Source organism: Marinobacter sp. MIT930201 (assembly GCF_047122665.1).
Classification (GTDB): Bacteria; Pseudomonadota; Gammaproteobacteria; order Pseudomonadales; family Oleiphilaceae; genus Marinobacter; species Marinobacter salarius.
This window is the reverse complement of record NZ_CP138916.1, coordinates 3819691-3844672: the sequence shown is the minus strand read 5'-3', so window position 1 is coordinate 3844672 and position 24982 is coordinate 3819691. Positions and strand designations below refer to the sequence as shown.

20 protein-coding genes and 4 tRNA genes are annotated in these 24982 nt (G+C 57.2%); 8 read left to right on the top strand and 16 right to left on the bottom strand.

The features are described from left to right. Positions 1 to 46 precede the first annotated feature (46 nt). The 4 genes from SIC19_RS17540 to SIC19_RS17525 all read right to left on the bottom strand — a co-directional run bounded on the left by SIC19_RS17540 (position 47) and on the right by SIC19_RS17525 (position 560). Positions 47 to 131 (bottom strand) — tRNA-Leu (locus tag SIC19_RS17540). 55 nt (positions 132 to 186) lie between these two features. Further along, positions 187 to 262, bottom strand: a tRNA-His gene (locus SIC19_RS17535). 94 nt (positions 263 to 356) lie between these two features. After that, positions 357 to 433, bottom strand: a tRNA-Arg gene (locus SIC19_RS17530). Between the two features lie 50 nt (positions 434 to 483). After that, positions 484 to 560: transfer RNA gene (locus tag SIC19_RS17525), tRNA-Pro, on the bottom strand. Positions 561 to 724: 164 nt separating this feature from the next. Between SIC19_RS17525 and folD the strand changes: the two genes are divergently transcribed. Further along, positions 725 to 1582, top strand: coding sequence for a bifunctional methylenetetrahydrofolate dehydrogenase/methenyltetrahydrofolate cyclohydrolase FolD (gene folD, locus SIC19_RS17520; RefSeq protein WP_075196075.1), 858 nt, complete (start codon positions 725 to 727; stop codon positions 1580 to 1582). A gap of 111 nt (positions 1583 to 1693) precedes the next feature. After that, a complete protein-coding gene (locus tag SIC19_RS17515; RefSeq protein WP_091644695.1) occupies positions 1694 to 3172 on the top strand; it encodes an IS1182 family transposase in 1479 nt (492 codons plus the stop codon). Between the two features lie 94 nt (positions 3173 to 3266). On the opposite strand, the gene SIC19_RS17510 is transcribed toward SIC19_RS17515, so the two are convergent. From SIC19_RS17510 to SIC19_RS17500, 3 genes are all read right to left on the bottom strand, one after another. Further along, on the bottom strand, positions 3267 to 5447 hold the full coding sequence (locus SIC19_RS17510; RefSeq protein ID WP_091641424.1) for a malate synthase G: 2181 nt from the start codon (positions 5445 to 5447) through the stop codon (positions 3267 to 3269). 143 nt (positions 5448 to 5590) lie between these two features. Next, a complete protein-coding gene (gene cysS, locus SIC19_RS17505; protein ID WP_091641428.1) occupies positions 5591 to 6973 on the bottom strand; it encodes a cysteine--tRNA ligase in 1383 nt (460 codons plus the stop codon). A gap of 40 nt (positions 6974 to 7013) precedes the next feature. Next, positions 7014 to 8690: a glutamine--tRNA ligase/YqeY domain fusion protein gene (locus SIC19_RS17500; RefSeq protein WP_085680123.1), complete on the bottom strand. Its 1677-nt coding sequence runs from the start codon at positions 8688 to 8690 to the stop codon at positions 7014 to 7016. Between the two features lie 138 nt (positions 8691 to 8828). On the opposite strand from SIC19_RS17500, the gene SIC19_RS17495 reads away from it, so the two are divergent. Together SIC19_RS17495 and SIC19_RS17490 are read left to right on the top strand one after the other, a co-directional pair. Further along, positions 8829 to 9338: a peptidylprolyl isomerase gene (locus SIC19_RS17495; RefSeq protein ID WP_085680121.1), complete on the top strand. Its 510-nt coding sequence runs from the start codon at positions 8829 to 8831 to the stop codon at positions 9336 to 9338. Beyond that, the gene (locus tag SIC19_RS17490) at positions 9335 to 10060 is read left to right on the top strand and encodes a UDP-2,3-diacylglucosamine diphosphatase (protein ID WP_085680119.1); all 726 of its coding nucleotides are present in this window, start codon (positions 9335 to 9337) and stop codon (positions 10058 to 10060) included. The genes SIC19_RS17495 and SIC19_RS17490 overlap by 4 nt, the downstream gene beginning before the upstream one ends. Positions 10061 to 10107: 47 nt before the next feature. Here SIC19_RS17490 and SIC19_RS17485 read toward each other — a convergent pair whose 3' ends face one another. The 5 genes from SIC19_RS17485 to SIC19_RS17465 form a co-directional block, all read right to left on the bottom strand. Continuing rightward, entirely contained in the window at positions 10108 to 10818 is a 711-nt protein-coding gene (locus tag SIC19_RS17485; RefSeq protein WP_087149016.1) for an amino acid ABC transporter ATP-binding protein, read from the bottom strand. Between the two features lie 95 nt (positions 10819 to 10913). Next, the gene (locus SIC19_RS17480) at positions 10914 to 11927 is read right to left on the bottom strand and encodes an amino acid ABC transporter permease (protein WP_412535548.1); all 1014 of its coding nucleotides are present in this window, start codon (positions 11925 to 11927) and stop codon (positions 10914 to 10916) included. Beyond that, the gene (locus SIC19_RS17475; RefSeq protein ID WP_091641434.1) at positions 11927 to 13114 is read right to left on the bottom strand and encodes an amino acid ABC transporter permease; all 1188 of its coding nucleotides are present in this window, start codon (positions 13112 to 13114) and stop codon (positions 11927 to 11929) included. The genes SIC19_RS17480 and SIC19_RS17475 overlap by 1 nt, the downstream gene beginning before the upstream one ends. Positions 13115 to 13207: 93 nt before the next feature. Next, positions 13208 to 14233 (bottom strand): amino acid ABC transporter substrate-binding protein, encoded by a 1026-nt coding sequence (locus tag SIC19_RS17470; protein WP_091641437.1) that lies wholly within the window; start codon positions 14231 to 14233, stop codon positions 13208 to 13210. A 260-nt stretch (positions 14234 to 14493) separates the two neighbouring features. Beyond that, a complete protein-coding gene (locus SIC19_RS17465; protein ID WP_227544180.1) occupies positions 14494 to 15375 on the bottom strand; it encodes a hypothetical protein in 882 nt (293 codons plus the stop codon). A 99-nt stretch (positions 15376 to 15474) separates the two neighbouring features. Between SIC19_RS17465 and SIC19_RS17460 the strand changes: the two genes are divergently transcribed. Next, positions 15475 to 17343: an LTA synthase family protein gene (locus SIC19_RS17460; protein WP_127401577.1), complete on the top strand. Its 1869-nt coding sequence runs from the start codon at positions 15475 to 15477 to the stop codon at positions 17341 to 17343. 33 nt (positions 17344 to 17376) lie between these two features. After that, the gene (locus SIC19_RS17455) at positions 17377 to 19173 is read left to right on the top strand and encodes a glycerophosphodiester phosphodiesterase family protein (protein ID WP_127401579.1); all 1797 of its coding nucleotides are present in this window, start codon (positions 17377 to 17379) and stop codon (positions 19171 to 19173) included. Here SIC19_RS17455 and SIC19_RS17450 read toward each other — a convergent pair. Further along, positions 19148 to 21133: a winged helix-turn-helix domain-containing protein gene (locus SIC19_RS17450; protein WP_127401581.1), complete on the bottom strand. Its 1986-nt coding sequence runs from the start codon at positions 21131 to 21133 to the stop codon at positions 19148 to 19150. The two genes, SIC19_RS17455 and SIC19_RS17450, sit on opposite strands and share 26 nt — an antisense overlap. A gap of 128 nt (positions 21134 to 21261) precedes the next feature. Between SIC19_RS17450 and SIC19_RS17445 the strand changes: the two genes are divergently transcribed. Then, entirely contained in the window at positions 21262 to 21867 is a 606-nt protein-coding gene (locus SIC19_RS17445) for a DUF1326 domain-containing protein (RefSeq protein WP_127401583.1), read from the top strand. A gap of 40 nt (positions 21868 to 21907) precedes the next feature. Beyond that, positions 21908 to 22630, top strand: coding sequence for a DUF2182 domain-containing protein (locus tag SIC19_RS17440; RefSeq protein WP_185906446.1), 723 nt, complete (start codon positions 21908 to 21910; stop codon positions 22628 to 22630). On the opposite strand, the gene SIC19_RS17435 is transcribed toward SIC19_RS17440, so the two are convergent. The 3 genes from SIC19_RS17435 to SIC19_RS17425 form a co-directional block, all read right to left on the bottom strand. Further along, on the bottom strand, positions 22624 to 23733 hold the full coding sequence (locus SIC19_RS17435) for a hypothetical protein (protein WP_228712242.1): 1110 nt from the start codon (positions 23731 to 23733) through the stop codon (positions 22624 to 22626). The genes SIC19_RS17440 and SIC19_RS17435 overlap by 7 nt on opposite strands. A 24-nt stretch (positions 23734 to 23757) precedes the next feature. After that, positions 23758 to 24087 carry a DMT family transporter gene (locus SIC19_RS17430; RefSeq protein ID WP_127401587.1) on the bottom strand — a complete coding sequence of 110 codons (330 nt, stop codon included), beginning with the start codon at positions 24085 to 24087 and terminating at the stop codon, positions 23758 to 23760. A gap of 101 nt (positions 24088 to 24188) precedes the next feature. Next, complete coding sequence (locus SIC19_RS17425; protein WP_127401588.1) at positions 24189 to 24959, bottom strand: ferredoxin--NADP reductase; 771 nt, start codon at positions 24957 to 24959, stop codon at positions 24189 to 24191. Between the last annotated feature and the right edge of the window lie 23 nt (positions 24960 to 24982).

Sequence of the window (24982 nt, the reverse complement as noted above, 5' to 3'; positions counted from 1 at the left end):
AACCCATAAAAAAACCCCCTCAGAAATTCTGAGGGGGTTTTTGATTTGGTACCTCGGGAGGGACTTGAACCCCCACGCCTTGCGGCAACAGGACCTAAACCTATCGTGTCTACCAATTCCACCACCGAGGCAAAAAAATCGGAATTCTGTTCCTAAAGGACCCATAGATCACTGCAAGCAGGAAAGTGGGGTGGACGAAGGGGTTCGAACCCTCGACCGCAGGAGTCACAATCCTGAGCTCTACCAACTGAGCTACGTCCACCACATCCAGACTACCGCCGGGCAGACCCCAACAGGTACTTCAGGTTAACTTTGCTGATTCGGTGTCTCCGGGACGGATCAAACCGTCTGCGGTATGGCGCGCCCGGCAGGACTCGAACCTGCGACCACCGGCTTAGAAGGCCGATGCTCTATCCAGCTGAGCTACGAGCGCATAAACCGTTCGCCCACCTGACTGTTCAATATCCTGGACTGGCCAGAAAGTGGTCGGGGTAGAGAGATTCGAACTCCCGACATCCTGCTCCCAAAGCAGGCGCGCTACCAGACTGCGCTATACCCCGTCTAAACTGAACAACAGATACCTCAGCAAAGTTGGCGCGCATATTACCGGCGCCGAACCGGTCCGTCAACACGCATTTGGGGTTTTCGCCCATCGATTGGCGACGGAGCCCAAGCATGAGACAATGCTGCGCCTTTATTTTCGCACAACCGACAAGACAAAGACATGAGCGCCAAACTGATCAACGGAAAAGATATCGCCGCCTCTGTGCGACAACAGGTTGCGGCAGGAACCGAGGCCCGTAAACAGCAGGGGCTTCGTGCGCCGGGGCTGGCTGTGGTGCTGGTGGGCAATGACCCGGCCTCGCACGTATACGTAGGCAACAAACGCAGGGCCTGTGACGAGGCGGGCATCATGTCGCTCTCCTACGACCTTCCGGAAGACACGTCACAGGAGGCCCTGGAGGCACTGGTTGACGAGCTCAACGAGAACCCTGACGTAGACGGCATCCTGGTGCAGCTTCCCCTGCCCGACCATATGGACCCAGACCCCATTCTGGTAAAGATCCGCCCTGACAAGGATGTGGACGGCTTCCACCCCTACAACATCGGCCGCCTGATGCAGCGCAAACCGGCCCTGAGACCCTGCACGCCCGCAGGCGTCATCACCCTGCTGGACAGCGTAGACACCCCTTACAAGGGCCAGCACGCGGTTATCGTCGGCGCATCCAACATCGTCGGCCGCCCGATGACCATGGAGCTGCTGCTCAAAGGCGCCACAGTCACAATATGCCACCGGTTTACCGACAATCTCGAGAAATTTGTGCGGGAAGCGGACATTCTGATTGCCGCGGTCGGAAAGCCAGGACTGATCAAGGGCGAGTGGGTCAAGCCCGGAGCAACGGTGATTGATGTGGGAATCAACCGGATGGAAGACGGCAAACTGCGTGGCGATGTGGATTTCGCAGCGGCGTCGGAGCGGGCTGCTTACATCACCCCGGTTCCGGGAGGCGTAGGGCCGATGACCATTGCCACGCTACTACAGAACACGCTCTATGCAGCGAACGAGCTACACAAGGATTAATCTGGCCTCATAAAAAAACCCCGCATTCGCGGGGTCAGATTGCTGACAAACCCTCGCCATTTTGGCGGGGGTTTGCTGTAATTGGGGTATCGACTTTTCAGAGGCTGCCCCATGCTCAAAGAGCCGTCCCCGCAACAACACGAACTCGAGATGGTCAGTCTCGAATCGTTGGTCCCCGACAACCACCTTCTTCGCAACATTGATCAGTACATCGATTTCGAATTTATCCGTGACCGGGTTCGACACCTGTACTGCTCCAATAACGGTCGTCCGGCACTGGATCCGGTGGTGCTGTTCAAGATGCTGTTTCTCGGCTATCTGTTCGGCATTCGCAGTGAGCGGCAGCTGGTGCGGGAGATACAGGTCAACGTGGCCTATCGCTGGTTCTTACGCTTCAACCTGACAGACAAGATTCCGGATGCTTCCACCCTGAGCCAGAACCGCCGGCGGCGGTTCCAGGACAGCCGCATCTATCAGGAGATTTTCGATGAGATCGTGCTCCAGGCGATGGGCTATGACCTGGTGGGTGGCGAAGTGCTTTACACTGATAGCACGCACCTCAAGGCCAATGCCAACAAGAACAAGTACGACCTGAAACAGGCAGAGGAGAAGGTGGCGGCCTACCTGGACAGCCTAGAAGATGCCATTGAGGGCGATCGCAAAGCTCAGGGTAAAAAGCCTTTGAAATCGAAGCTGTCCGAGCAGCCACCGAAGACCAAAGACACCAAGATCAGCCGTACCGATCCGGACAGTGGCTATATGGTTCGGGAAGGTAAGCCCAAGGGGTTCTTCTACCTGGACCACCGAACCGTTGATGGTCGCAACGCCATCATCACGGACAGTTACGCCACGCCAGCCAACCTGCATGACAGCCGCCCTTATCTGGACAGACTGGATCGCCAATGTGAGCGCTTTGGCTTCGATGTCTGGGGCGTGGGGTTGGATGCGGGCTACTACACCGCCGGCATCTGTAAGGGGCTGGAAGACCGGGGCCTTTACGGGGTGATGGGCTACCGGCGGCCGAACAAGCCCAAGGGCTACCTTCCAAAACGGGCCTTCACTTACGACCCCGAGACCAACAGCTATCGCTGTCCGCAAGGCCAGCAACTGATCTACGCCACCACCAATCGCCTTGGCTACCGGGAGTACAAATCCAACCCCACGAACTGCAAAGACTGCCCGCTGCTGAGTCAATGCACGCGCAGCGCCAACCACGTCAAAGTACTGACCCGGCATGTCTGGCAGGACAGCAAGGACCGAACGGACAGCTACCGGTTAACCCCGTGGGGCAAGGCACTCTACAAACGACGACAGGAAACCGTGGAGCGGTCGTTCGCCGATGCCAAGCAGTTGCATGGTCACCGTTACGCTCGCTTGCGAGGGCTCTCGAAGGTGCGTGAGCAATGCCTGTTGGCCGCTGCTGCCCAGAATATGAAGAAGATCGCGCAGATCCTGGCGCGTCTTTTATGGCTCAAATCCTTTGGGATGCCGGACTTGCAGGGCCAAATTCGGAAATGGGCCCGGAAAATGGCTTGTCTGGCGTATTGGCAATCCGATCGGGAATATTGGGCTCAATCCATCGCCAATTGAATTTAAAACACCCAAATGCAACGAACCCCGGAAAACCGGGGTTCGTCAGCAATCTGACCCCGCATTCGCGGGGTTTTTTTATCACCGGCCCGGATTACTGACCGTACTTCTCTTTCGCCTTCAGACGATAGGCGTGCAGAAGCGGCTCGGTATAGCCATTTGGCTGTTCGCGGCCCTTGAGAACCAGATCCATGGCAGCCTGGAAGGCAATGCTGCCCTCAAACTCCGGCGCCATGTCGCGGTAGGACGGGTCGTTCTGGTTCTGGCGATCAACCACCGCGGCCATGCGCCTCATGGTTTCATTGATCTGCTCTTCGGTGCAGATGCCGTGGTAAAGCCAGTTGGTCAGCAACTGCGAAGCAATGCGCAGGGTTGCACGGTCTTCCATCAGGCCCACGTCGTTGATATCGGGAACCTTGGAGCAGCCGACACCGCTGTCGATCCAGCGCACCACATAGCCGAGGATACCCTGGGCATTGTTGTCCAGCTCCTGCTGAATTTCTTCCGCCGACAGGGATTTCGGATCGTCCATCACGGGCACGGTCAGGATGTCATCCAGGTTGGCACGGGTGCGGCTTTCCAGCTCTTGCTGGATATCCGCAACGCTCACCTGATGGTAATGGGTGGCATGCAGCGTAGCCGCTGTTGGTGACGGAACCCATGCGGTATTGGCGCCGGCTTTCGGGTGACCAATCTTGGCTTCCAGCATGCCCGCCATCAGGTCCGGCATGGCCCACATACCTTTACCAATCTGGGCAATACCACGGAAACCGGTTTCCAGCCCGACGTCCACGTTCCATTGCTCGTAGGCCTGGATCCAGGCAGCCTGCTTCATCGGCCCCTTGCGGATAAACGGCCCCAATTCCATGGAGGTATGGATCTCGTCGCCGGTGCGGTCAAGGAAGCCGGTATTGATGAACACGGCACGCTCCCTGGCGGCATGGATGCAGGACTTGAGGTTAACGGTGGTGCGTCGCTCTTCGTCCATAATGCCAACTTTCAGGGTGAAAGCCGGCAGGCCAAGCGCATCTTCAACGCGACCGAAAAATTCATTGGTAAACGCCACTTCTTCAGGACCGTGCATCTTCGGCTTGACGATGTAAACCGAGCCAGCGGTGCTGTTCTGAAGCTTGCCCGTGCTCTTGAGGTCGTGAATCGCAATCAGCGAGGTCATCAGACCGTCCATCAGCCCCTCAGGCACTTCACTGCCGTCTTTCAGCAGGATGGCCGGGTTGGTCATCAGGTGACCTACGTTACGCACAAACATCAAGCTGCGGCCTTTCAGCACCAGCTCTCCGCCTTCCGGCTTGGTGTAGGCACGATCATCGTGCATCGTGCGGGTGGTTTGCCGGCCGCCTTTCTCGAAGGTTTCTTCCAGGTCGCCCTTCATCAGGCCCAACCAGTTGCGGTAGGCCAGAGCCTTATCATCCGCATCTACGGCAGCGACAGAATCTTCACAGTCCATGATGGTGGTCAGAGCTGACTCCATCAGCACATCTTTTACATGTGCCCCGTCATCCTTTCCGATCGGGTGGCTGGCATCGACCTGAATCTCGAAGTGCATGCCATTCTTGACCAACAGTACGCCAGTAGGTGCATCGGCGGCGCCGGTGTAACCCACAAAGCCGGACTCGTCTTTCAGACCAGTAGACTCACCGTTCTGCAACTTGACCACCAGCTTGCCACCCTCAACCAGATACTGGGCTGCGTCTTTATGGCTGCCAGAAGCCAGCGGAGCGGAACTGTCCAGAAGGTTGCGCGCAAATTCAATGACCTTGGCACCTCGAACCGGGTTGTAGCCACGGCCTTTTTCGGCGCCGTTGTCCTCGGAGATCGCATCGGTGCCGTACAGTGCGTCGTAAAGGCTACCCCAACGGGCGTTGGCAGCGTTCAGCGCAAAACGGGCGTTCATCACCGGAACCACAAGCTGGGGACCAGCCATGGTGGCCACTTCGGGATCCACGTTTGAGGTGGAGATCTTGAAGTCGCCGGGCTCATCAACCAGGTAGCCGATATCCTTCAGGAAGGACTTGTACTCGGCGATGTCGAGCTTCTGGCCCTTGTGGTCACGATTCCAGGTGTCCATTTTCTCCTGGATGTCATCGCGCTTGGCGAGCAGCTCTTTATTACGGGGAGCCAATTCGTGAACAATCTTGTCAAACTCGGCCCAGAATTTGTCAGCGTCGACACCCGTGCCCGGAATTGCTTCGTTATTAACGAAATCGAACAGGTTCTTTGCGACCTGGAGGTCGCCGACTTGTACGCGTTCAGTCATCGTTGTTTGCCTCAGTGGGTTACTGTATTCCCTGCCCTTTTTACGGATTTACCCGCCAGGGCCGTTATAATTCGAGGGCGGTATTGTACGGGAATTTCCCTACAAGGTCATTCCCGCGCCAACAACACGACCTTTGGTTGACATCATCCTCTGCGCCAACTGGTGCCTTCGCGACTGTCATCCAGAATAATGCCTTTATCGGCCAACTCATCCCTTATACGGTCCGCCTCGGCGAAATCTTTCCGCTTACGCGCATCGGCACGGGCCTGGATCATCGCCTCAATGTCGTCTGCACTGAGCTCGCCGCCAGTATCGGCCTGAAAGTAGGCTTCCGGGTCCTGCTGCAACAAACCCAGAACACCACCGAGCCTTACAAGCACCGCCGCTTGCTGGTTAGCCTTTTCGTCGCGCCCTTCCCTGCGGTCCAGGTTGATTTCATTAGCGACGGCATGAAGAACCGCAATGGCTCCTGCGGTGTTGAAGTCGTCATTCATGGCCTCGGCAAAGCGCTGGTCGTGTACCGTTTCCGCCACGTTTTTGGCCGGTACCAGACCACGCAGGGCATGATAGAGCCGGGTGAGCGTACGCCCTGCTTCCGCGAGATTGTCTTCCGAGTAATCCACCTGACTGCGGTAATGACTGGACACCAGGAAGTAACGCACCACCTCCGGCGCATACTTCTCAAAGATCTCACGGATGGTAAAGAAATTGCCCAGGGACTTGGACATTTTCTCCCTGTTCACCCGAATAGCGCCGGCGTGCATCCAGGTGTTTACGAATGTGTGGCCATTGGCGCACTCGGACTGGGCAATTTCGTTCTCATGGTGCGGGAATAACAAATCCGGCCCACCGCCGTGGATGTCGAAGGTCTCGCCGAGACAGCGATTGGACATGGCAGAGCATTCGATATGCCAGCCCGGCCGGCCGTCACCCCAAGGTGAAGGCCAACTTACCTCACCCTCTTTGGCGGCTTTCCAAAGTACAAAATCCGCTGGGCTTCGCTTGGCCTCCTGCACGTCTACGCGGGCACCGGCCACCAGATCCTCAAGCTTTTTCTTGCTGAGCTTGCCGTAGTCGGAATACGACTCGACGGAGAAATAGACGTCGCCGTTGCCAGCGGCATAGGCATGACCGCTTGAAACGAGCTTGTGGATCATGGCCACAATGTCATTAATGTAATCGGTCGCGCACGGCTCTTCGGTAGGCGACAGGACACCCAGCTTGGCCTCATCCTCGTGCATAGCCTTGATCATGCGCTTGGTGAGGTCACTATAAACTTCGCCATTCTCGTCGGCCCGGCGCAGGATTTTGTCGTCGATGTCGGTAATGTTGCGCACGTAATGGACATCGTAGCCGCTGTGACGCAAGTACCGCGTGATCACATCAAACGCCACCAACACCCGCGCATGGCCCAGATGACAGTAGTCATACACCGTCATGCCACAGACGTACATGCGAACCTTTCCCGGCTCTATCGGTTTGAACTCTTCCTTCTGCTGACTAAGGGTGTTGTAGATTCTAATCACGCTACGCTCGTTAAAAGTTTGAATAAATGTATCACCGAACTTACTTGCCCTTGCCCCACGAATCCCGGAGGGTCACTGTGCGGTTGAAGACCGGACGTCCTGCTGCCGCAGTCAGTTCCTGATCGCAGAAAAAATACCCCTCACGCTCGAACTGATATGGCAAATCAGTACGGGGCTGGGCCAAGCTCTTCTCTACTCTGGCGCCTTTGAGGACCACCAGAGATTCCGGGTTGATCAGGTCCACAAAGTCAGTCTCTTTATCACTGTCCGGCGACTCATGGTTGAACAGGCGGTCGTATTGATTGATATCCGTCTCAACGCTGTCAGTGGCCGACACCCAATGAACGACACCGTTCGGTTTGTAGCCTTCGGGGTTAACGCCCAGGGTATTTGGATCGTATTCACATTTCAGTTCAACAATCTCACCGCTGTCGTCACGGATAACCTCACGGCAGGTCATGACGTATCCGCCACGCAGACGCACCGCCTGATCCGGAGCAAGACGCTTCCATTTACGGGGCGGTTCTTCCGCGAAGTCTTCCCTGTCGATGTACAGGGTCTGGCTCCAGGTCACTTCACGCTCGCCCATGTCCGGGTTCTGGGGGTGAACCGGCAACACCAGGGTTTCGGTCTTGTCTTCCGGGTAGTTGGTCAGTGTCACCTTCAACGGACGCATTACGCACATGGCGCGAGGCGAACGGGTGTTCAGGTCTTCGCGAATGGCGTGCTCGAGCATTCCCATATCCACGGTACCGCCGGCCTTGTTGACACCTATCATGTCGCAGAAGGTGCGGATGGACTCCGGGGTATAACCACGACGGCGCATGCCGGAGATGGTGGGCATGCGTGGGTCATTCCAGCTATCCACAAAGCCTTCATCCACCAAACGCTTGAGTTTGCGCTTGCTGGTGATGGTGTAATTGAGGTTCAGCCGGGCAAATTCGATCTGCCGTGGCTGGCAGGGAGCGGAGATGTTGTCCAGCACCCAGTCATACAACGGGCGATGATCCTCGAATTCCAGGGTGCACAGGGAATGGGTAATCCCCTCCATGGCGTCGGAAATCGGGTGGGTGAAGTCGTACATCGGATAGATGCACCATTTATCGCCAGTCTGGTGATGGTCGGCGTAGCGAATCCGGTACAGAATCGGGTCCCGCAGATTGATGTTCGGGGAGGTCATATCGATTTTGGCGCGCAACACCAGCTCACCGTTCTGATACTTACCGGCGCGCATATCGCGGAACAGCTGAAGGTTTTCTTCTACCGGACGGTCACGATAGGGGCTGTTCTGGCCCGGCTCTTTAAGCGTGCCGCGGTACTCGGCCATCTGATCGGCAGTCAGCGCGCACACATAGGCTTTGCCCTTTTCAATCAGCTCAACGGCGAAGTCGTAAATGGCGTCAAAATAGTCCGAAGCGTAGCGAACCTCTCCGCTCCATTCACAACCCAGCCAATGAACATCCTTCTTGATGGAGTCAATGTACTCCTGGGATTCCTTTTCCGGATTAGTATCATCAAACCGCAACGTGCATTCGCCGTCAAAGGTTTCCGCAATGCCGAAATTCAGGCAAATGGATTTGGCGTGGCCGATGTGCAGATAACCGTTCGGCTCGGGCGGAAAACGGGTCACAACCTTACCCGTGTGTTCGCCTTTGGCAACGGCGTCTTCGATCAGGCTCTGGATGAAGTTATGGGCTTTCTTGGACTCGGCGCTCATACAATCTCAATCGTAGGGTGTGTATCTGAAACCGCGTATTATACTCACAAATCATTGCCTAACTCATGCACGCGTACAAACTCTTCAGTACAATAACAGCCACGTTGCTTTTAATACCTACTTGAACAGGAAACCCTGATGATTCTGCTGAAAACCTCCCACGGTGACATCACTCTGGAACTGGATTACGACAATGCCCCCGAGACCGCCAAAAACTTCGAACAGTACGTTCGTGACGGCTTCTATGACGGGCTGATTTTCCACCGTGTCATCAGCAACTTCATGGTTCAGGGTGGCGGCTTTGAACCGGGCATGACCCCGCGAAAGACCCGCGAGCCCATTCAAAACGAAGCCAACAACGGCCTCAGCAATATGCAGGGTACCGTTGCCATGGCCCGAACCATGGACCCGCACTCCGCCACGGCGCAGTTCTTCATCAACGTCGAGAACAACGGCTTCCTTGATCACACTGCGGAAAACGCCGAAGGCTGGGGCTACTGCGTTTTCGGTAAGGTTGTGGAAGGCATGGAAACAGTAAACGCCATTCGCGCTGTGCGTACCACTATGCGCTCAGGCCATCAGGATGTGCCAGCTGAGGACGTGGTGATCGAGAAAGCCGAGATCACAGGGGATGGAGGCGCGGCGTGACCACGCTGTTCATCTCAGATTTACACCTGGAAGAGTCTCGCCCCGACATCACCACTGCATTTCTGGGATTTCTTGAAGAAAAGGCCCGAGGGGTGGAGCAACTCTACATTCTCGGCGATTTTTTCGAAGCCTGGATTGGCGATGACGAACGAACGCCCCTGCAGGAGCAGATTGCGACGGCACTGCGCGCGGTCAGCGACTCGGGCACCAGGTTGTTCCTGATGCACGGAAACCGGGACTTTTTGATTGGCGAGGAGTACTGCAACCGAATCGGTGCCACCTTGCTGGACGACCCGACGGTGGTGGACCTTTACGGCACGCCCACCCTGCTGATGCACGGTGACAGTCTGTGTACCGCGGATGTGGAGTACCAGAAGTTTCGTGCCAACATGCGCAACCCGCAATGGCAGCAGATGATCCTCCAACGACCCCTGGCCGAACGTCAGCAGATGGCCCGTCAATTACGGGAAATCAGCATGGCCAAGAACCAGGGCAAGGAAGAGTTCATTATGGACGTCACCGAGGATGAGGTGGTGAAGGAAATGGAGGCGCACGGGGTGCAACGCCTGATCCACGGCCACACCCACCGTCCGGCGGTTCACGAGCTGGAGGCAGGCGGTAAGCCGGCAAAGCGGATTGTGCTGGGAGACTGGGACGAGAACGTCTGGTGGCTGGAGGTAGAGCCGGATAAGGAACCGGTTCTTACCAAACACCCCCTGTAAAAGAGCCGGGCGATGCCCGGCTCCTTCCGTTCGGTGTTGCAGGCCGTTCAGTGTTGCAGGATCTGCTTCAGGAACTTCTGGGTTCTGGGTTCCTGCGGGTTGTTGAAGAAATCGTGAGGCGGCGCCTCTTCAACGATTTCACCGCCGTCCATGAAGATCACCCGGTCAGCCACCGTCTTGGCGAAGCCCATTTCATGGGTGACGCACAACATGGTCATGCCGCTACCGGCCAGTTCAATCATGACGTCCAGCACCTCCTTGATCATCTCAGGGTCCAGCGCGGACGTCGGCTCGTCAAACAGCATGATTTTCGGCTTCATACACAGCGCCCTGGCGATAGCCACCCGCTGTTGCTGACCGCCGGAAAGCTGGCCTGGAAATTTGTTGGCCTGGTCCGGGATCTTTACCCGCTCCAGGTATTCCATCGCCGTGGCCTCGGCTTCCTTGCGCGGCGTTTTCCGCACCCAGATCGGTGACAGGCAGCAGTTCTCGAGCACCGTCAAATGCGGGAACAGGTTGAAATGCTGAAACACCATGCCAACCTCTCGCCGGACGCTGTCGATCTGGCGCACATCGTCCGTCAGTTCCACGTCGTCGACAATGATCTTGCCCTGCTGATGCTCTTCCAATCGGTTAATGCAGCGAATGAACGTGGATTTACCCGAACCGGATGGGCCACATATAACGATCCGCTCACCGTGGCGGACTGTCAGGTTGAGGTCCTGCAACACGTGGAAATCGCCGTACCACTTGTGCATGCCCTCCACCCGAATAATGTCGGACTTGCCAACGTCTGAGGACGGTGACGATTGTGTTTCAGGAGTTTGCGTTTGTTCTGTCATTGGTTTACCCATCAGGTTCTGTGACCGGTATCGAGTTTGCGTTCAAGGTTCTGGCTGTATCGGGAGATGCCGAAGCAAAACACCCAGAAACAGAACGCCACAAAGACATACCCCTCCACAGCCACGTTCTGCCAGGCGGGGTCCGTAACCGTCGATTGAACGGTGCCGAGAATATCGAACAGCCCGATAATCAGCACCAGCGTTGTGTCCTTGAACAACGAGATAAACGTGTTAACGATGCCAGGAATAACGAGCTTGAGCGCCTGGGGCAGGATGATCAGTCCCGTTTTCTTCCAGTACCCAAGGCCCAGCGCACTGGCGGCTTCGTACTGTCCACGGGGAATGGCCTGCAGGCCGCCACGAATGACCTCCGCCATATAGGCGGACTGCCAGAGCGTGATGCCGATGAGCGCGCGCGCCAGCTTCTCGAAGTTCATACCTTCCGGTAGGAACAACGGCAGCATCACCGAGGCCATGAACAGTACTGTGATTAACGGAACTGCTCGCCACACTTCGATGAAAACCACACAAAGCCCACGGATGATCGGCATCTCGGAGCGACGTCCCAGTGCCAGCAAGGTGCCAATCGGCAGCGAGGCAATGATGCCGATATACGCCAGAATCAGCGTCAGCATCAGCCCACCCCACTTCGAACTCTGAACCTCCTCCAGGCCAAATACGCCACCCGGAACCAGGAAGTAGCCGACAATCGGCAGCCCGGTCAGGCCGAACATAATGTCCACGCGCCACTGGAATTCCTCGGGGTAGAACCCGTAGATAAAGAAATTAAGCCGCTGATTGATAAACAGCCAGCAGGCCCCCGCTCCGGTACAGTCACTCGGGTCACTGCCCTGGAAGTTCGCATCCAGCAATACCCAATTGAGCAAGGGACCCACGCTGGTCACGATCAGGTAGCCCACCAACAGGGTCAGAATCGTGTTGTGCCAGCTTGAAAACAGGTTCTCCCGCGCCCACCGGACAGGATCAATGCGTTTTTTCGGCGCCTTCATGGTTGACTCAGCCATCATCGCTCCTTAATCGCTACAGCCCGGTTATAGATATTCATAAACAGGGAGATCAACAGGCTGATGGTGAGATAAACAGCCATGGTAATGGCCACAACTTCCACGGCCTGGCCGGTCTGGTTCAGCGTGGTTCCCATGAACACCGCGACCAGATCGGGGTAACCGATGGCCGTGGCGAGTGAGGAGTTCTTCACCAGGTTAAGATATTGGCTCGTCAACGGCGGGATAATCACCCGCATCGCCTGGGGAATCACCACCAACCTGAGCGTAAGACCATTCGGAAGGCCTAGTGCCTTCGATGCCTCAGTCTGCCCCTTGCTGACCGAGAGGATGCCAGACCGCACAATTTCCGCGATGAAGCTGGCGGTGTACAGGGACAAGGCAATCCATAGCGCCGCCAGTTCCGGAATGATGGAAATGCCACCACCGAAATTGAAGCCCTTCAGCGCTGGCAAATCCCATTCCAGGGGCTGACCGGCGAGGAGGTACGACATTATCGGAACCAGAACCAGGATGCCCACGCCCACCTTGAACGTTGGGAAAATCGCTCCGGTCGCCAGTTGGCGCTTCTTGGCCCATATACGAATGCCAATGACGGCTGCAATGGCCGCGAGAACGCCTCCCCACACCAGACCAAAGCCATCCTGAGTCACCGGCTCCGGCACATACAGGCCACGGTTGTTGAGGAAAAAGGCGCCGCCGACGTCCACGCTTTGTCGCGGTGAAGGCAGGCTACTGAGCACCGCAAAGTACCAGAAGAAAATCTGCAGCAGCAGGGGGATGTTGCGGATCACTTCGATGTACGCCAGTGAGACTTTGGCAACCAGCCAGTTGCTTGAAAGCCTGGCGACACCGATGATGAAACCGAGGATAGTGGCGGTCACCACACCCATTGCCGACACCAGAAGGGTATTGGTCAGGCCGACCCAAAAGGTTCGACCGTACGACATGGTGGCGTCGTAGGGGACCAGGCTCATGATGATGCCGAACCCGGCTGATTCATCAAGGAACCCGAAACCGGTGCTTATGCCACGGCTTTCCATATTGGAAAGCGTATTGTCGATAAGAATCCAGCCACCCCAGAAGACGAGGGCAATGGCTACTACCTGGAAAAAAATAGCGCGAACCCGCGGGTCGTACCAGGGCTTTGGCCCCGCAGGTTTGGAATCAAAGGTTTGTTTTTTCATGCATGTTCCCGGAAAGCTAGCCCGCGACGAAACGAATCACAGATGTCAGTGGGCGGCTCCAACGGGAGCGCGCCCACTGGGTGCTTTCAGGTATTAACGTACCGGAGGCGCGTACATAACACCGCCTTCGGTCCACAGGGCATTGATGCCCCGATCCAGGCCAAGCGGAGTGTCCGGGCCTACGTTACGATCGTACATCTCGCCATAGTTACCAACCTGTTTGATGGCCTTGGCACCAAAATCATCCGGCAGGCCAAGCTTGGCCCCCATGTCGCCGTCAGTGCCCAGTAGGCGCTGGACACTCGGGTTGTCAGATTTCATCATGTCATCAACATTGTCGCTGGTAACACCCAGCTCTTCCGCGTTGATTTGCACAGACAATACCCACTTCACGATGTTGAACCACTGATCATCCCCCTGGCGCACAACCGGTCCAAGAGGCTCCTTGGAGATGGTGTTGGGAAGGATCTTGGCGGAATCGGGATCAGACAACTTGGAGCGAAGTGCCGCAAGCTGCGAACGGTCTGAGGTCAGCACGTCACAACGACCGGACGCAAAGCCCTGGACCGTCTGTTCAGAGGTGTCAAACACAATGGGCTTGTATTCCATGCCCTTGGCCCGGAAGTAATCCGACAGGTTGAGCTCGGTAGTTGTACCGGCCTGGATACAAACAGTCGCACCGTCCAGCTGGGTGGCATCGTCCACGCCAATACCTTTGTTTATCAGAAAGCCCTGACCGTCGTAGTAGTTAACACCGGCAAAGTTGAGACCCAGCGATGCATCCCGGGTAAGAGTCCACGTGGTATTACGGGACAGCATGTCTATTTCACCCGACTGGAGTGCGGTGAAACGCTCTTTCGCGGTCAAAGGCGTGAACTCGACTGCCTGCGCGTCCCCAAAAACCGCAGCGGCAACGGCACGACAGGTGTCGACGTCTATACCGGTCCAGTTACCTTTGTCGTCCGGCTGTGAAAACCCCGGAAGACCACTTGTGACACCACACTGCAAATGCCCTTTTTCCTTGACGCTTTCAAGCGTCGTAGCCGCACTAGCAACCGAAGCGGTAAAAACTCCACACAGCATGGCTGCGCCGACGGCAATCGACTTGGCGTTCTTCATTATCTTATCTCCAAAATTCCGTTGGTTAGAGGTGCACTGAATATGAGCAATTTACGAGCCAGATATACCAACGTGTTGATTTATAGTATTTGTTTTATCAAATAAGCAGCCTCGAATACCGCCTTCAACCTCTACGGGCCACAACTTTGTGCAGCGAATGCCTCACATCAGCACGCGCTGACAGACCATAGGGCAGGCAATTTCTCAACCACTTCCCTATAAAGTAGAAGGCGTTCGCGAATTGAACCAGTTTTCAGGAATTATTTTGGTGCGACCAAAGTATGATCCGGCTCCCGATAGCTTTCCAAACGACTGAGCCAGCCCGCCAGCCAGCGCTCTCGTTCGATCGGAGCGTCGGCGTTCCCGGCCCGACGGGTCAATACTTCAGCGGCTGCGCTTCGGAATTGGTCAAGGGTCGGCCGGTCATCGCCTTTCATGGCAAGAAGGACCTGCAACAACCCCCATCCTTCACCGTTGTATTGCTCCGTGGCGGACAACCCCTCCCCCTTGAAGTTCACATAGTCAATGACGGCATAAACCCCGCCGGACGTGCTGACCAGTTCCTCAAGGTGCCGCTTTACACGTGCTCGTTGGGCGTCAGGAGCTGCCTGTATGACGCGTAACAGGGAGCTACTTGCCCGCTGGACAATAAAGCCGGCCTGGAGATCCCGGGTCGCCAGCAGAAACTCCCTCAGTTCAGCAACACGGGCAGAATCTGCGACCTCGAGAAAAGCGGCTCTGTCGGGCCATGGCGCGTCAAATGGATCCAGCCGTGCAAGCCAGCGGGGCAATGGTGCGTCACGCTTGGCCATGTACCGAATCAGTGCGGGAAAGCTTTCTACGAACCGCCCCTCCACTGCCGACGGATACCAGATAAAATGCCCGATACCGAGCGACGGAAAGGCTTCTCCTTTGTTCCAGTGCACAAGGCAGGCTTTCTTCGCAGAACATTCATTTCGAAAAATCTGCTGCCCTACCCAGTCGAGTTCAGCGTCACTTAGCGTAATCGTAGGTGCGCTTAGGTCCTGCACGCTTGTCGATTCTGCTCCCGCAGGCGTGGGGTCCAATTCATTGGAGCACCCTGACAGGGTAAAAATGATCAGCCATCCGATTACCAGTGATTCATAAACGTTCCGCGACATTGCCAGCCTCCAGCCGGTAGCGATAACCTGTTTGTTTGGCGCCCGGCCTTTCACGCCAATGCTGACGACCTCAACCGCCGCTCGATACCGGACCACACTATGACATTTTTCTCTGGGCTCCTGGCCAGACATTTCCGCCAGACACTGGTTTTGGCTTTCTGCTGGCTGGTTGTTGTCAGGGCGAGCTATGTGCTGCAAAGCGGTGTCGTTCCCGATCCTCTGGCAATGATTGCCGGCGACCTGGCCGGTGCGTTTGTTCTCGCTGTTTTGCTGTGCATCACTAGAGGCATTTCCAGGGTTATTCTGGTCGTGGTTCTGGGATGCGCAACGTTTGTTGCCGGCATGCACCTTACCGTTCACGGAACCCTGTTCCAGCTGTCACTGATTGGCAAGGGCGTTGATCCGACCTTTGTGACTGGCAGCCTGATCAACATTCACGCGCTTTGGCTTCCCGTCTACCTTTCCCTTGCCTGGATTCTTCATTGGCAGCACCGTCGTATCGACACCGAAGCACTGCCGGTGGGCAGGACCGGGCAAGTGGTGGCTGCGGTGCTCGTGGCCGCGGTCTATGGCGTGTCGTTCCAGAGCCTTACAACGCCCGCAAACAACGTTGTCGCCAGCTTTTTCGCCCAGATACCAGGGGCGATCATCGGGCCACTCGCCCCGACACTATCCACGGAAGACGAGGACCTCAACGGGTCTGAAAAAGCCCTGAAAACCCTGCAGACGGCGAGCTTTTTTCGTCATCAGGTTGCCGCCCCCATTGTGAGGGACCACCCCAACGTGCTGCTGGTCATGATTGAGGGGATGTCCGGCGGCTATTTCCCAAGCCTGAGCCGCTATCACGATCTCGACCCAACCGTTACCCTGGCCAACCTTGAAGAAAACCTGCGCAGTCATGGATTTCGTATCTACCGGAATTCGCTGAGCATGGAGCGCCAGACAGATCGTGGCACCTTTGCCATCCTGTGTGGCGAATACCCGGACTTCCGCCGGCAATCACGGAAAATGGTTGATGTGGCTGAAGGCCGCGTTGTGGTGGACTGCATGCCCAAACACCTGAAGGGACATGGCTATCATACGGCCTACTGGCAGGCCGCGCCGCTGGATTATATGCAGAAGGGTGAGTTCATGCCGCAGGCCGGTTTTATCGACGTCACCGGCGCAAAGATCTTCAACGGCCCCAAAGAAGAGGTGGAGGGTTGGGGGCCACCCGATCCAATCTATTTCAACAACGTTGCACAGCGGCTAAGACAGCTTGACGCGAAACCTGGCCCCTGGATGGTCACCCTGCTGAACGTGGGTACCCATCACCCGTTTAAAATCGGAAAAGAGCCGGAGCAACAATCAACGGATGGTGAATTGAGCGCCGTGGACATCACACCAGAGCCTCAGGAGGCGCGCAAACAGGCCATGAGAACCATGGAAGATGCGTTGAATCAGTTTCTTGACGACCTGGCGTCCGACGGCATTCTTGACGACACTTTAGTCATTATCACATCGGATGAGTCCGGCGGATTCATTCGCAAGGATCATGAATCCGTGCCTCTGAACAGCAACGTTGGCGTATTGGCGGTACGTCCTCCTGACAGCGACTCGCTGGAGGACTACGCCCATCGCGACCAGATTGTGGCGCAGATCGATATTCCACCTACCATCCTGGACGCAACAGGGCTCGGGAAAAAGGCTGGCGACATGATTGGCCGGAGCCTGCTGGTTAAACAACCGACACAGCAACGCGACCTGCTGTTGGCAGATACCTATACGGGGCTCAAGTACTTCCTGAGGGAGTCGGGACAGCTCCTGAGCTGCAGCGAACTGATGACCGACTGCACCACTTGGCGCTTTAATCCGGAGCGGCTGTTTGGCACGCTTGAGGCGACGAATGCCGAACCATTCCTGACGTTCGATGAGCGCACGGCATTGTTCAACAGGGCAGCCCTCATGAAGCCCGCAGAGGACCCCTGAGCTTGAAACTTCGACATGGGAACGGCTACCTGAATGAAGATTCTTGCACTGCACACCCTGGCATTCCTGCACGTTCATCGCAGGGCGCTGTTGGTCTTTTACCTGTTTTTCACCGGCCTCGTTCTGGCCGCCATTGCACCGCTCTTTTCCAGCGCCCTGACAGCGCTTCGGCCGATAACCGGTCACGCCGCCATCAGCACTGGCGGGCTGGTGCAGTTTGTGGTGTCCCCTGGCGGCTTACTATGGATTAGCGCAACGGCGACCCTGACCGCCCTCCTGGTAATCCTGCAACAGGCAGGCATGACCTGGATTGCCGCCTCCGGCGGAGGCCGCGAATACCGGATAGCCATTGCGACGCTGTGGGCTCTTGCGCGACGTTTCAAACAACTACTCACCCTCACCCTGCTGCAATTGGGCGGCCATGCACTGATCGCTGCGCCTCTCCTGCTGGCCATAGTGGTGAGCTACCAGTGGCTGATCGCACCCCACGACATCTACTATCTGAAGCTGGAACGGCCCCCCGAAGTCTGGTGGTTCCTGGGCATATCTGGTGTCGCAGCGCTGGGAATCGCCGTCTGTAATGGCTGGCTTTACCTGCGCTGGGTCCTGTCGGTCCCCCTGCTCCTGCTGGACCGCAGAGGTGCGCGCGACGCTCTCAGACAGAGTAGCCGCTATGTCCACGGCCAGCGACTGCCTGTGATGGGCGCAATCATCGCAGGCCTGGTCGGCCTGGCGCTGATTCCCATCTTGGTTACATGGTTGTTCCAGGCAGTGGGAGGCGAGATCTTAACGAATCTGCCGGAGCGGATGGGCGTGCTGATGCCCGTCACCCTGGGCCTGATCGCGCTCTATATCCTGTTCACCCTCACCGCCGCCTTTGCTGGCATGGCGGCCTACAGCATGCTGATATACAGCGTTTACAGGCAGGCGACAGGTCACCACCGTCACAGCACTACCCAAACCCTGCCCCGGCGGGCCTCACCACTGGCGTGGTCAGCAGAGCTTTTAATCATCATCCTCGCCGCTACCCAGGCCTGGTTTGTCCTGCAATCCTTCGACCACCGGGACGATGTTTCCATCACTGCCCATCGTGGCAGTGCTTTCAAGGCGCCGGAAAACACCATGAGCGCCATAAGACAAGCCATTGAGGATGGCGCCGACTACGTTGAAGTGGATATCCGCATGACCGCGGACGGCGTGCCGGTGCTTTGGCACGATACCGACATGCGACGTGTCTTCGGCCTGAACGCCAGGATCTCCGATATCACCCTGGAAGAGGCCCGTGCCCGGGACGCTGGTTCGTGGTTCGGCCCTGCGTTCAGCGATGAGCGAATCGCCACCCTGGAACAGGTCATTGAAACCACCAGAGGACAAGCCCATCTATACCTCGATCTGAAGCCCGCTCCGGAGACGCCCGACCTGACCAGGGAGGTGGTCCATATGCTGCAACGTATGGATGCCGTGGAGAACACAGTGATTGCGGCCGCCGAATGGCGGGTCCTGGCCGAAGCGCGACAACTGGAGCCTTCGCTGAAAACCAGCCTGCTGGCACAATTCATCGTTGGTCCGCTGTGGGAGCAACAGTTTGACATACTGGGCCTGCGACAGAACCGTGTCACTCCCGCTACGGTGGCTCGCACCCACCGTGCTGGCAACGAACTCCATGTCTGGACGGTCAATACGCCGCAGGCGATGTCACGTTTTATCGACATGGGGGTGGACAATATCATTACTGACCGACCGGCTGTGTTGGCGCAACTGCTACAACGCCGGCGGGCGCTGACCGACGCAGAACTTCTGGTGATCAAGCTCCGGAACTGGCTTCGCTAGTCTGCCCACCGAGCCGTAGCCGATACCCGACGCCAGACACGGTTTCGACCCGGGCAGCCTGATCCCCCAGTTTCTTGCGCAAGGTGCGAACCACCGCGTCAACCACGTTGCTGCCACCCTCGTATCGCGTCCCCCATACATCCCGCAACAGTTCACTGCGCGACACGGCCTTGCCCTCACGAGCATTCAGGTAACGCATGACACCGAATTCCAGTGGCGTCAGAGCTACCCTGCCCGTTTCAAGTACCAGTTCCCGGGCGTCCGGGTCCAACAGTTCGTTCGCACGCCGAACGCCAAGCTCCGCAGCTGCAAGGTCCGCCAGCCAGCCGTCCACCGAGGCGGGGCCAAAATCGAGCACGGCAGAATGGTAGCGTTGGCCATCCAACACAACGGTGTGATCTTCCAGCACTTCAAAACCCAACCGTCTGGCGACAGCAGCGTAGGCGCCCATATCCCGGACTGTCAGGTAAACACGGCGAAGTCTGGGCCTAAGCTCCATGTAGGCACGTTTCAGGTCCAGCCAAACCGCTGCCTGTACGTCACCCGGAGAGTCTCCGTCATCAATGCTCAACCAGCGGCGGCAAAACAGGGCAATGGCATCCCGGGGCATGGGATGTTGTTTGAGATGGGAATACCACTGGCCAGCTATCGGATCGTCCAGCAGCCAGGCCGGCTGGAGCTCGTCCGAACGGAGCTTGCCGTAGAAACCTACCATGCGGCCATCACCGTCCCGGACCGATGAGAATGCCTGGGGCAAACGACGCCACCACGCCATCAAAGCTCCGGCGGCCTCACTTCCCTCCCAGGTATGGGTAATATCCTCCAGCGCAGGTCCATCGTCCGCCTGGGCTGGCTCTACGGCGAACGTGGGGGAACCACTCGGGAAGAACGCTTCCCGCACCACCGGGTTTTCAATCATGAACAGCATGTCGGCGGTGTAGCGCCAGAGATCACCGCCACCGGCAACGCCCGCCTCTGTCGCCAATTGCCGCCAGGCTGAACGGCGGTATTCGAGATAGCGCGCCGGATCACTCGCATGCAGGGAACGCGCAATGGCCTCTCGCACCGCATCGTGGATCAACAGACCATCGCTGGCGCCAACCACGATGGGCAAGCGACGCAGCCTCTCCCAGGCATCCTGGGGCGGCACGTCCGGAAACAGCGCTTGCAGCAGCGACAGGGTTACCCGACGGACAACGGCCACCCCCTCAAGCACCCGCCGGGTAATCTCATCGCCTACATCCTCAAGAAAAATCTGTGTGAGTTCGTCAAGGGCGCGCTGTAAAGGCGCACCTGTGGGCCATTGCTCCGGCGAGGCCTCCCGCACTGCTGCCGCAGCGAGCTTCAACGCCAACGGATGGCCATGAGTACAGCGGGCGATTAGGGATATGTCCGCCTGCTCCAGGCCCAGGCCCTGCAGGAAGCTCTCCGCCTCTTTGTCGGTCAACGAGGAAACCGGGACAGCCCGCATTAACCACCCCCATCCCGGGCTCGCGTACCAGGCTGAGGTAGGCGGCTGGCGCCCCACCAGAACCACCCTTACATTTTCGGGCAATAGCGGAATAAACACCTGTCTCAACCAGGTGTCCAGAAGCCTGAATACTTCAAAGGTATCGAAGGCCAGTACAACAGCTCCGCCCAGCTCCCCCAGCCGATCAGCGATGTCCCCAACACTCAATCCTGTGTCACCAATGGCCTCCGCGAGCGCCCCGAGCACACCCTGCTCAGTGGGCTCCACATGGCGACAATCAAGCAGGATAATCGTTGCTCCCCCGGCCCGGGCGATCGTTGCGAAACGCGCCAGCAACGCGGACTTACCAATGCCGGCGATACCGTGAACGTGTAACACTCTCGGCCCCTTTGGCATCAACATGGTTTCCAGGGCGCCAAGCTCTGTATCGCGTCCTACAAACGTTCGGTGAGCCCGGGCCGCCAGTATGTCGGACATCCGTTGCGGCATGATCATCTCCCTCCGCTACATTCTCACAATATTCTCATCCCCTCATCACCTCAAAACACCTATTCAGGGCTATAACTGACAATAGCAGTAACCGCAAACCAACCCTCAATTTGAATAAGGAAGCGACAATGAACACCGAATGGCAAATTCAGGGTGACTATCTGGAGAGTTGCACATGCAAAGGCGCTTGCCCTTGCATTTACCTGGAGCCACCGACAGAAGGCGACTGCTCTGCCCTGGTCGGCTGGCACATCAAGAAAGGAGCTTACGGCGAGGTGGCGCTTGATGATCTGAATATTGCGCTTGCGCTCAACGCCCCGGGGCCCATGGCAGAAGGCAACTGGAAAGTTGTGTTGTACCTTGACCAACGCGCCGATGAGCACCAGCAGGAAGCGCTTGGCAATATCTTCGGCGGCAAGGCCGGCGGCCACCCGGAACTGCTGGCCTCCATGATCGGAGACGTTCTTGCTGTCGAGAGACAACCCATCGGGTTTTCCGTTGATGATAGTGGGCGGCACCTGACCATCGGCTCGTCCTATGAAGCCGATATCAACGCGATCGAAGGCCAGAATGGACGCAAGGTCACGATCGATAACCACCCACTTGCCGTAGCTCCGGGCCACTCACTGGTCGTTGCGAAATCCCGGAGTTTGCGCCATCAGAATCACGGCATTGATCTGGATCTGAGCGCGCGGACAGCGCTCTACTCCCCATTCGAATACGCCGGCCCCTGACAACGGAGAGACACCGGAGGTGATTTCGATGGAATTGACAATGGCTAAGATTCATTCGTGGGAGCGTGCGGCCATAGGCGCCTCCCTGGGAATCCTGACCGCATTGGCATGGGCCTATATGGCCATGCCAATGACTATTAAGGCCGGTTCAGGTCTGTCATTTCTCGGCCTCGGCACCGTCATGTGGATGGTGATGATGGTCGCCATGATGCTTCCGGGTGCGGCACCGATGATCATGACCTATATCCGGGTTCACCAGCGTCGGCGTCAGCTCGAGAAGGCCGCAGTACCAACCTGGCTTTTCATGGCCGGGTACCTTGCCGTCTGGGCCGCGTTCGGCGCGGTCGCAGCCGTGGCTCAATGGGTATTGCACGCCAACACCCTGATGACCTCGGCAATGGGCCATCTGGAACCACTTCTCGGGGGCTGCCTGCTGGTTGTCGCTGGGGCTTTCCAGTTCAGCTCTCTAAAACAAGCCTGCTTGAACAAATGCCAGTCACCCATAACCTTCCTGATGACGGAATGGCGCGACGGAGCAATCGGTGCCTTTACAATGGGGGCCCGCCACGGCGCCTTCTGCACCGGCTGCTGCTGGGCGCTGATGCTGCTAATGTTCGTCGGCGGAGTGATGAACCTGGCCTGGATGGCAGTGCTTGCGCTTTATTTCCTGGCGGAGAAACTGGTGCCCTGGCCGCAAACGTTTAGCCGGATTACCGGCGCCGTTTTGATGGTCGGGGGGCTTTTGGTGGGAACCCTCTACTGAAGGCCGGAAAAATAACCGGGCCTGCGGCCAGCAAGCCGGTAGAGCAGCGCAAGTAGCCCCTTCAACAGCGCGATGGCCGGCCAAAGTAACCAGCTTGCCAGATAGAACAGCGGCACAAGGATCAGCAACCAACCCGCGAGCTGGACCATCATCGGGGAGACACCCAGTACATCGGCCACCCCGGCAAAAAAGTCGTTGATGATGCTGGGGTGGGCAACCACCAGGTAGCCAGCGCCAATGATCAGGGGCCACTTCGCATAGCGGGCGCTGCGGAGAATCAGCCGCCCGCTGCCGGTAATACGGGCAGCCAATGCCGCTGAGCGTGTTGAAAGCCTGGCACCCTGGGCCGCCTTCGCCGCCGTGCGACCGGCCCGAAGTACCTTTACGGCACTGGCAAACACCAACACATCCACCGATGCCCAGCCTATGTCACTGGCGGAGATTTCCTCTCCAGTTCTATAATCCGCCTCCAACTGTCGCACGCCGCTGGTGAAGAACTGGGCAAGCCCTTCTGTGATCCTCTCGGTCTGCACCCACTGGGTCTGGCCATTCGCATCCACCACGAACTGCCCGAGAAAATCGTGGCCCTCGTTGCGGATGAAGTTCACTGCGTACCAGCCCCGCTGTTCGGGCGTCAAAGGCTCCGTTTTTTCCGGCGTCCGTTCGCTCTGGTCCTTGCCGCGGAGCTCAGCGATATAGTCCCGGGCGCGTTCATACTGACGGGCTGCCTTGTTCATCCATTCAATGGAGCTGATGGGCTGGCGAAGGAAGTAGTGAATCGGTGGCAGGGCGTTTTCTCCATAGGTGCGCAACACCTCCTGGAATTCCGGCTCTGACGCATAAAGCGGAAAAACGGCGCGGGCCATGTCAGGGTGGGCCATCAGCGCTGCCCGGGCCTTCAGCAGCAAAAGAGGATCGTCCCCCAAGTCCAGAATGGCGGCCTGGACGTCAACAGGCTCGTCCCCGATATCGTCAAAACCGGGCAATGCCTCCCGGGCCTGGATCGAAATCAGTTTCTGCTCAATGGGTACCGGATCGGAGGCGACACTGGCGATTGCGGCAACCAGCAGCGCGATACCCAGAATCACCATGGCCTTCTTCAAACATCCACCTCTGCCTCAATGCGTTCATCCTATACTGCCTGAGAATACGTTGATTACCATAACGCCGGCAACGATGAGGCCGATGCCGAAGATGGCAGGAGGGTCCAGCGTCTGCCCGAAAAACAGATAACCCGCCAGCGCAATCAAGGCCACGCCTGCACCGGCCCACACCGCGTATGCCACTCCTACTGGCAACGTTTTCAGGGTCAACGCCAGGAAGTAGAACGCCAGGATGTAGGACACCACCACAACCAGCGACGGCCCCAGACGGGTGAAACCCTCAGAACTTTTTAGAAAGGAGGTTCCGATGACCTCCGCAACGATAGCCACCGACAAATATAGCCACTGAATCATTCCACAATTCACCTTTCTGACTGGCGCAAAATGCAAAAACCCCGAAGCTCTCACTTCGGGGTTTTGCGGACATTGGGATTAACCCTGGCGACGCGGAGAATTTACTGCTCCACGAAGGCCCTCTCGATCACATAGTGGCCGAGGTTACCATGGCGAGCTTCCTTGAACCCCATGTTATTGAGGATGGAGCAGGTGTCTTTCAACATGCTGGGACTACCGCACACCATGAACCGGTCATTTTCCAGATCAAATTCCGGCAGGTCCAGGTCCTGCGTCAGCTTGCCGTTTTCCATCGCGTCGGTCAGCCGCCCGGTGTTACGGAAATCCTCACGGGTGACCGTGGGATAGTAAAGCAGCTTGCCATCAACCATTTCGCCGAAGAATTCGTTATTCGGCAGCTCCTCAATATCGGACTGGTACGCCAGCTCGGACTTGTAGCGAACGCCATGGGTCACGATGACTTTATCATAGGCCTCATAGACTTCCGGGTCCTTGATGATGCTGATAAAAGGTGCCAGGCCGGTGCCTGTGCTGATCAGCCAAAGATTCTTACCCGGCAGCAGGTTGTCCATAATCAGGGTACCGGTGGGCTTGCGACTGACCATGATCTCATCGCCTACCTCAATTTTTTGCAGACGTGACGTCAGCGGGCCGTCCTGAACCTTGATTGAGAAGAACTCCAGCTCCTCTTCATAGTTGGCACTGGCAATACTGTAGGCACGCATCAGCGGCTTACCGTCGGTTTCCAGACCAATCATTGTGAAGTGACCATTCTTGAACCGGAACCCCGGATCACGGGTGGTGGTGAAGCTGAAGAGTGTGTCGTTCCAGTGACGAACACTTGTTACACGCTCTTTATTCAGGTTGCTCATGGTATCGCCCGTTCGTTAGCCGT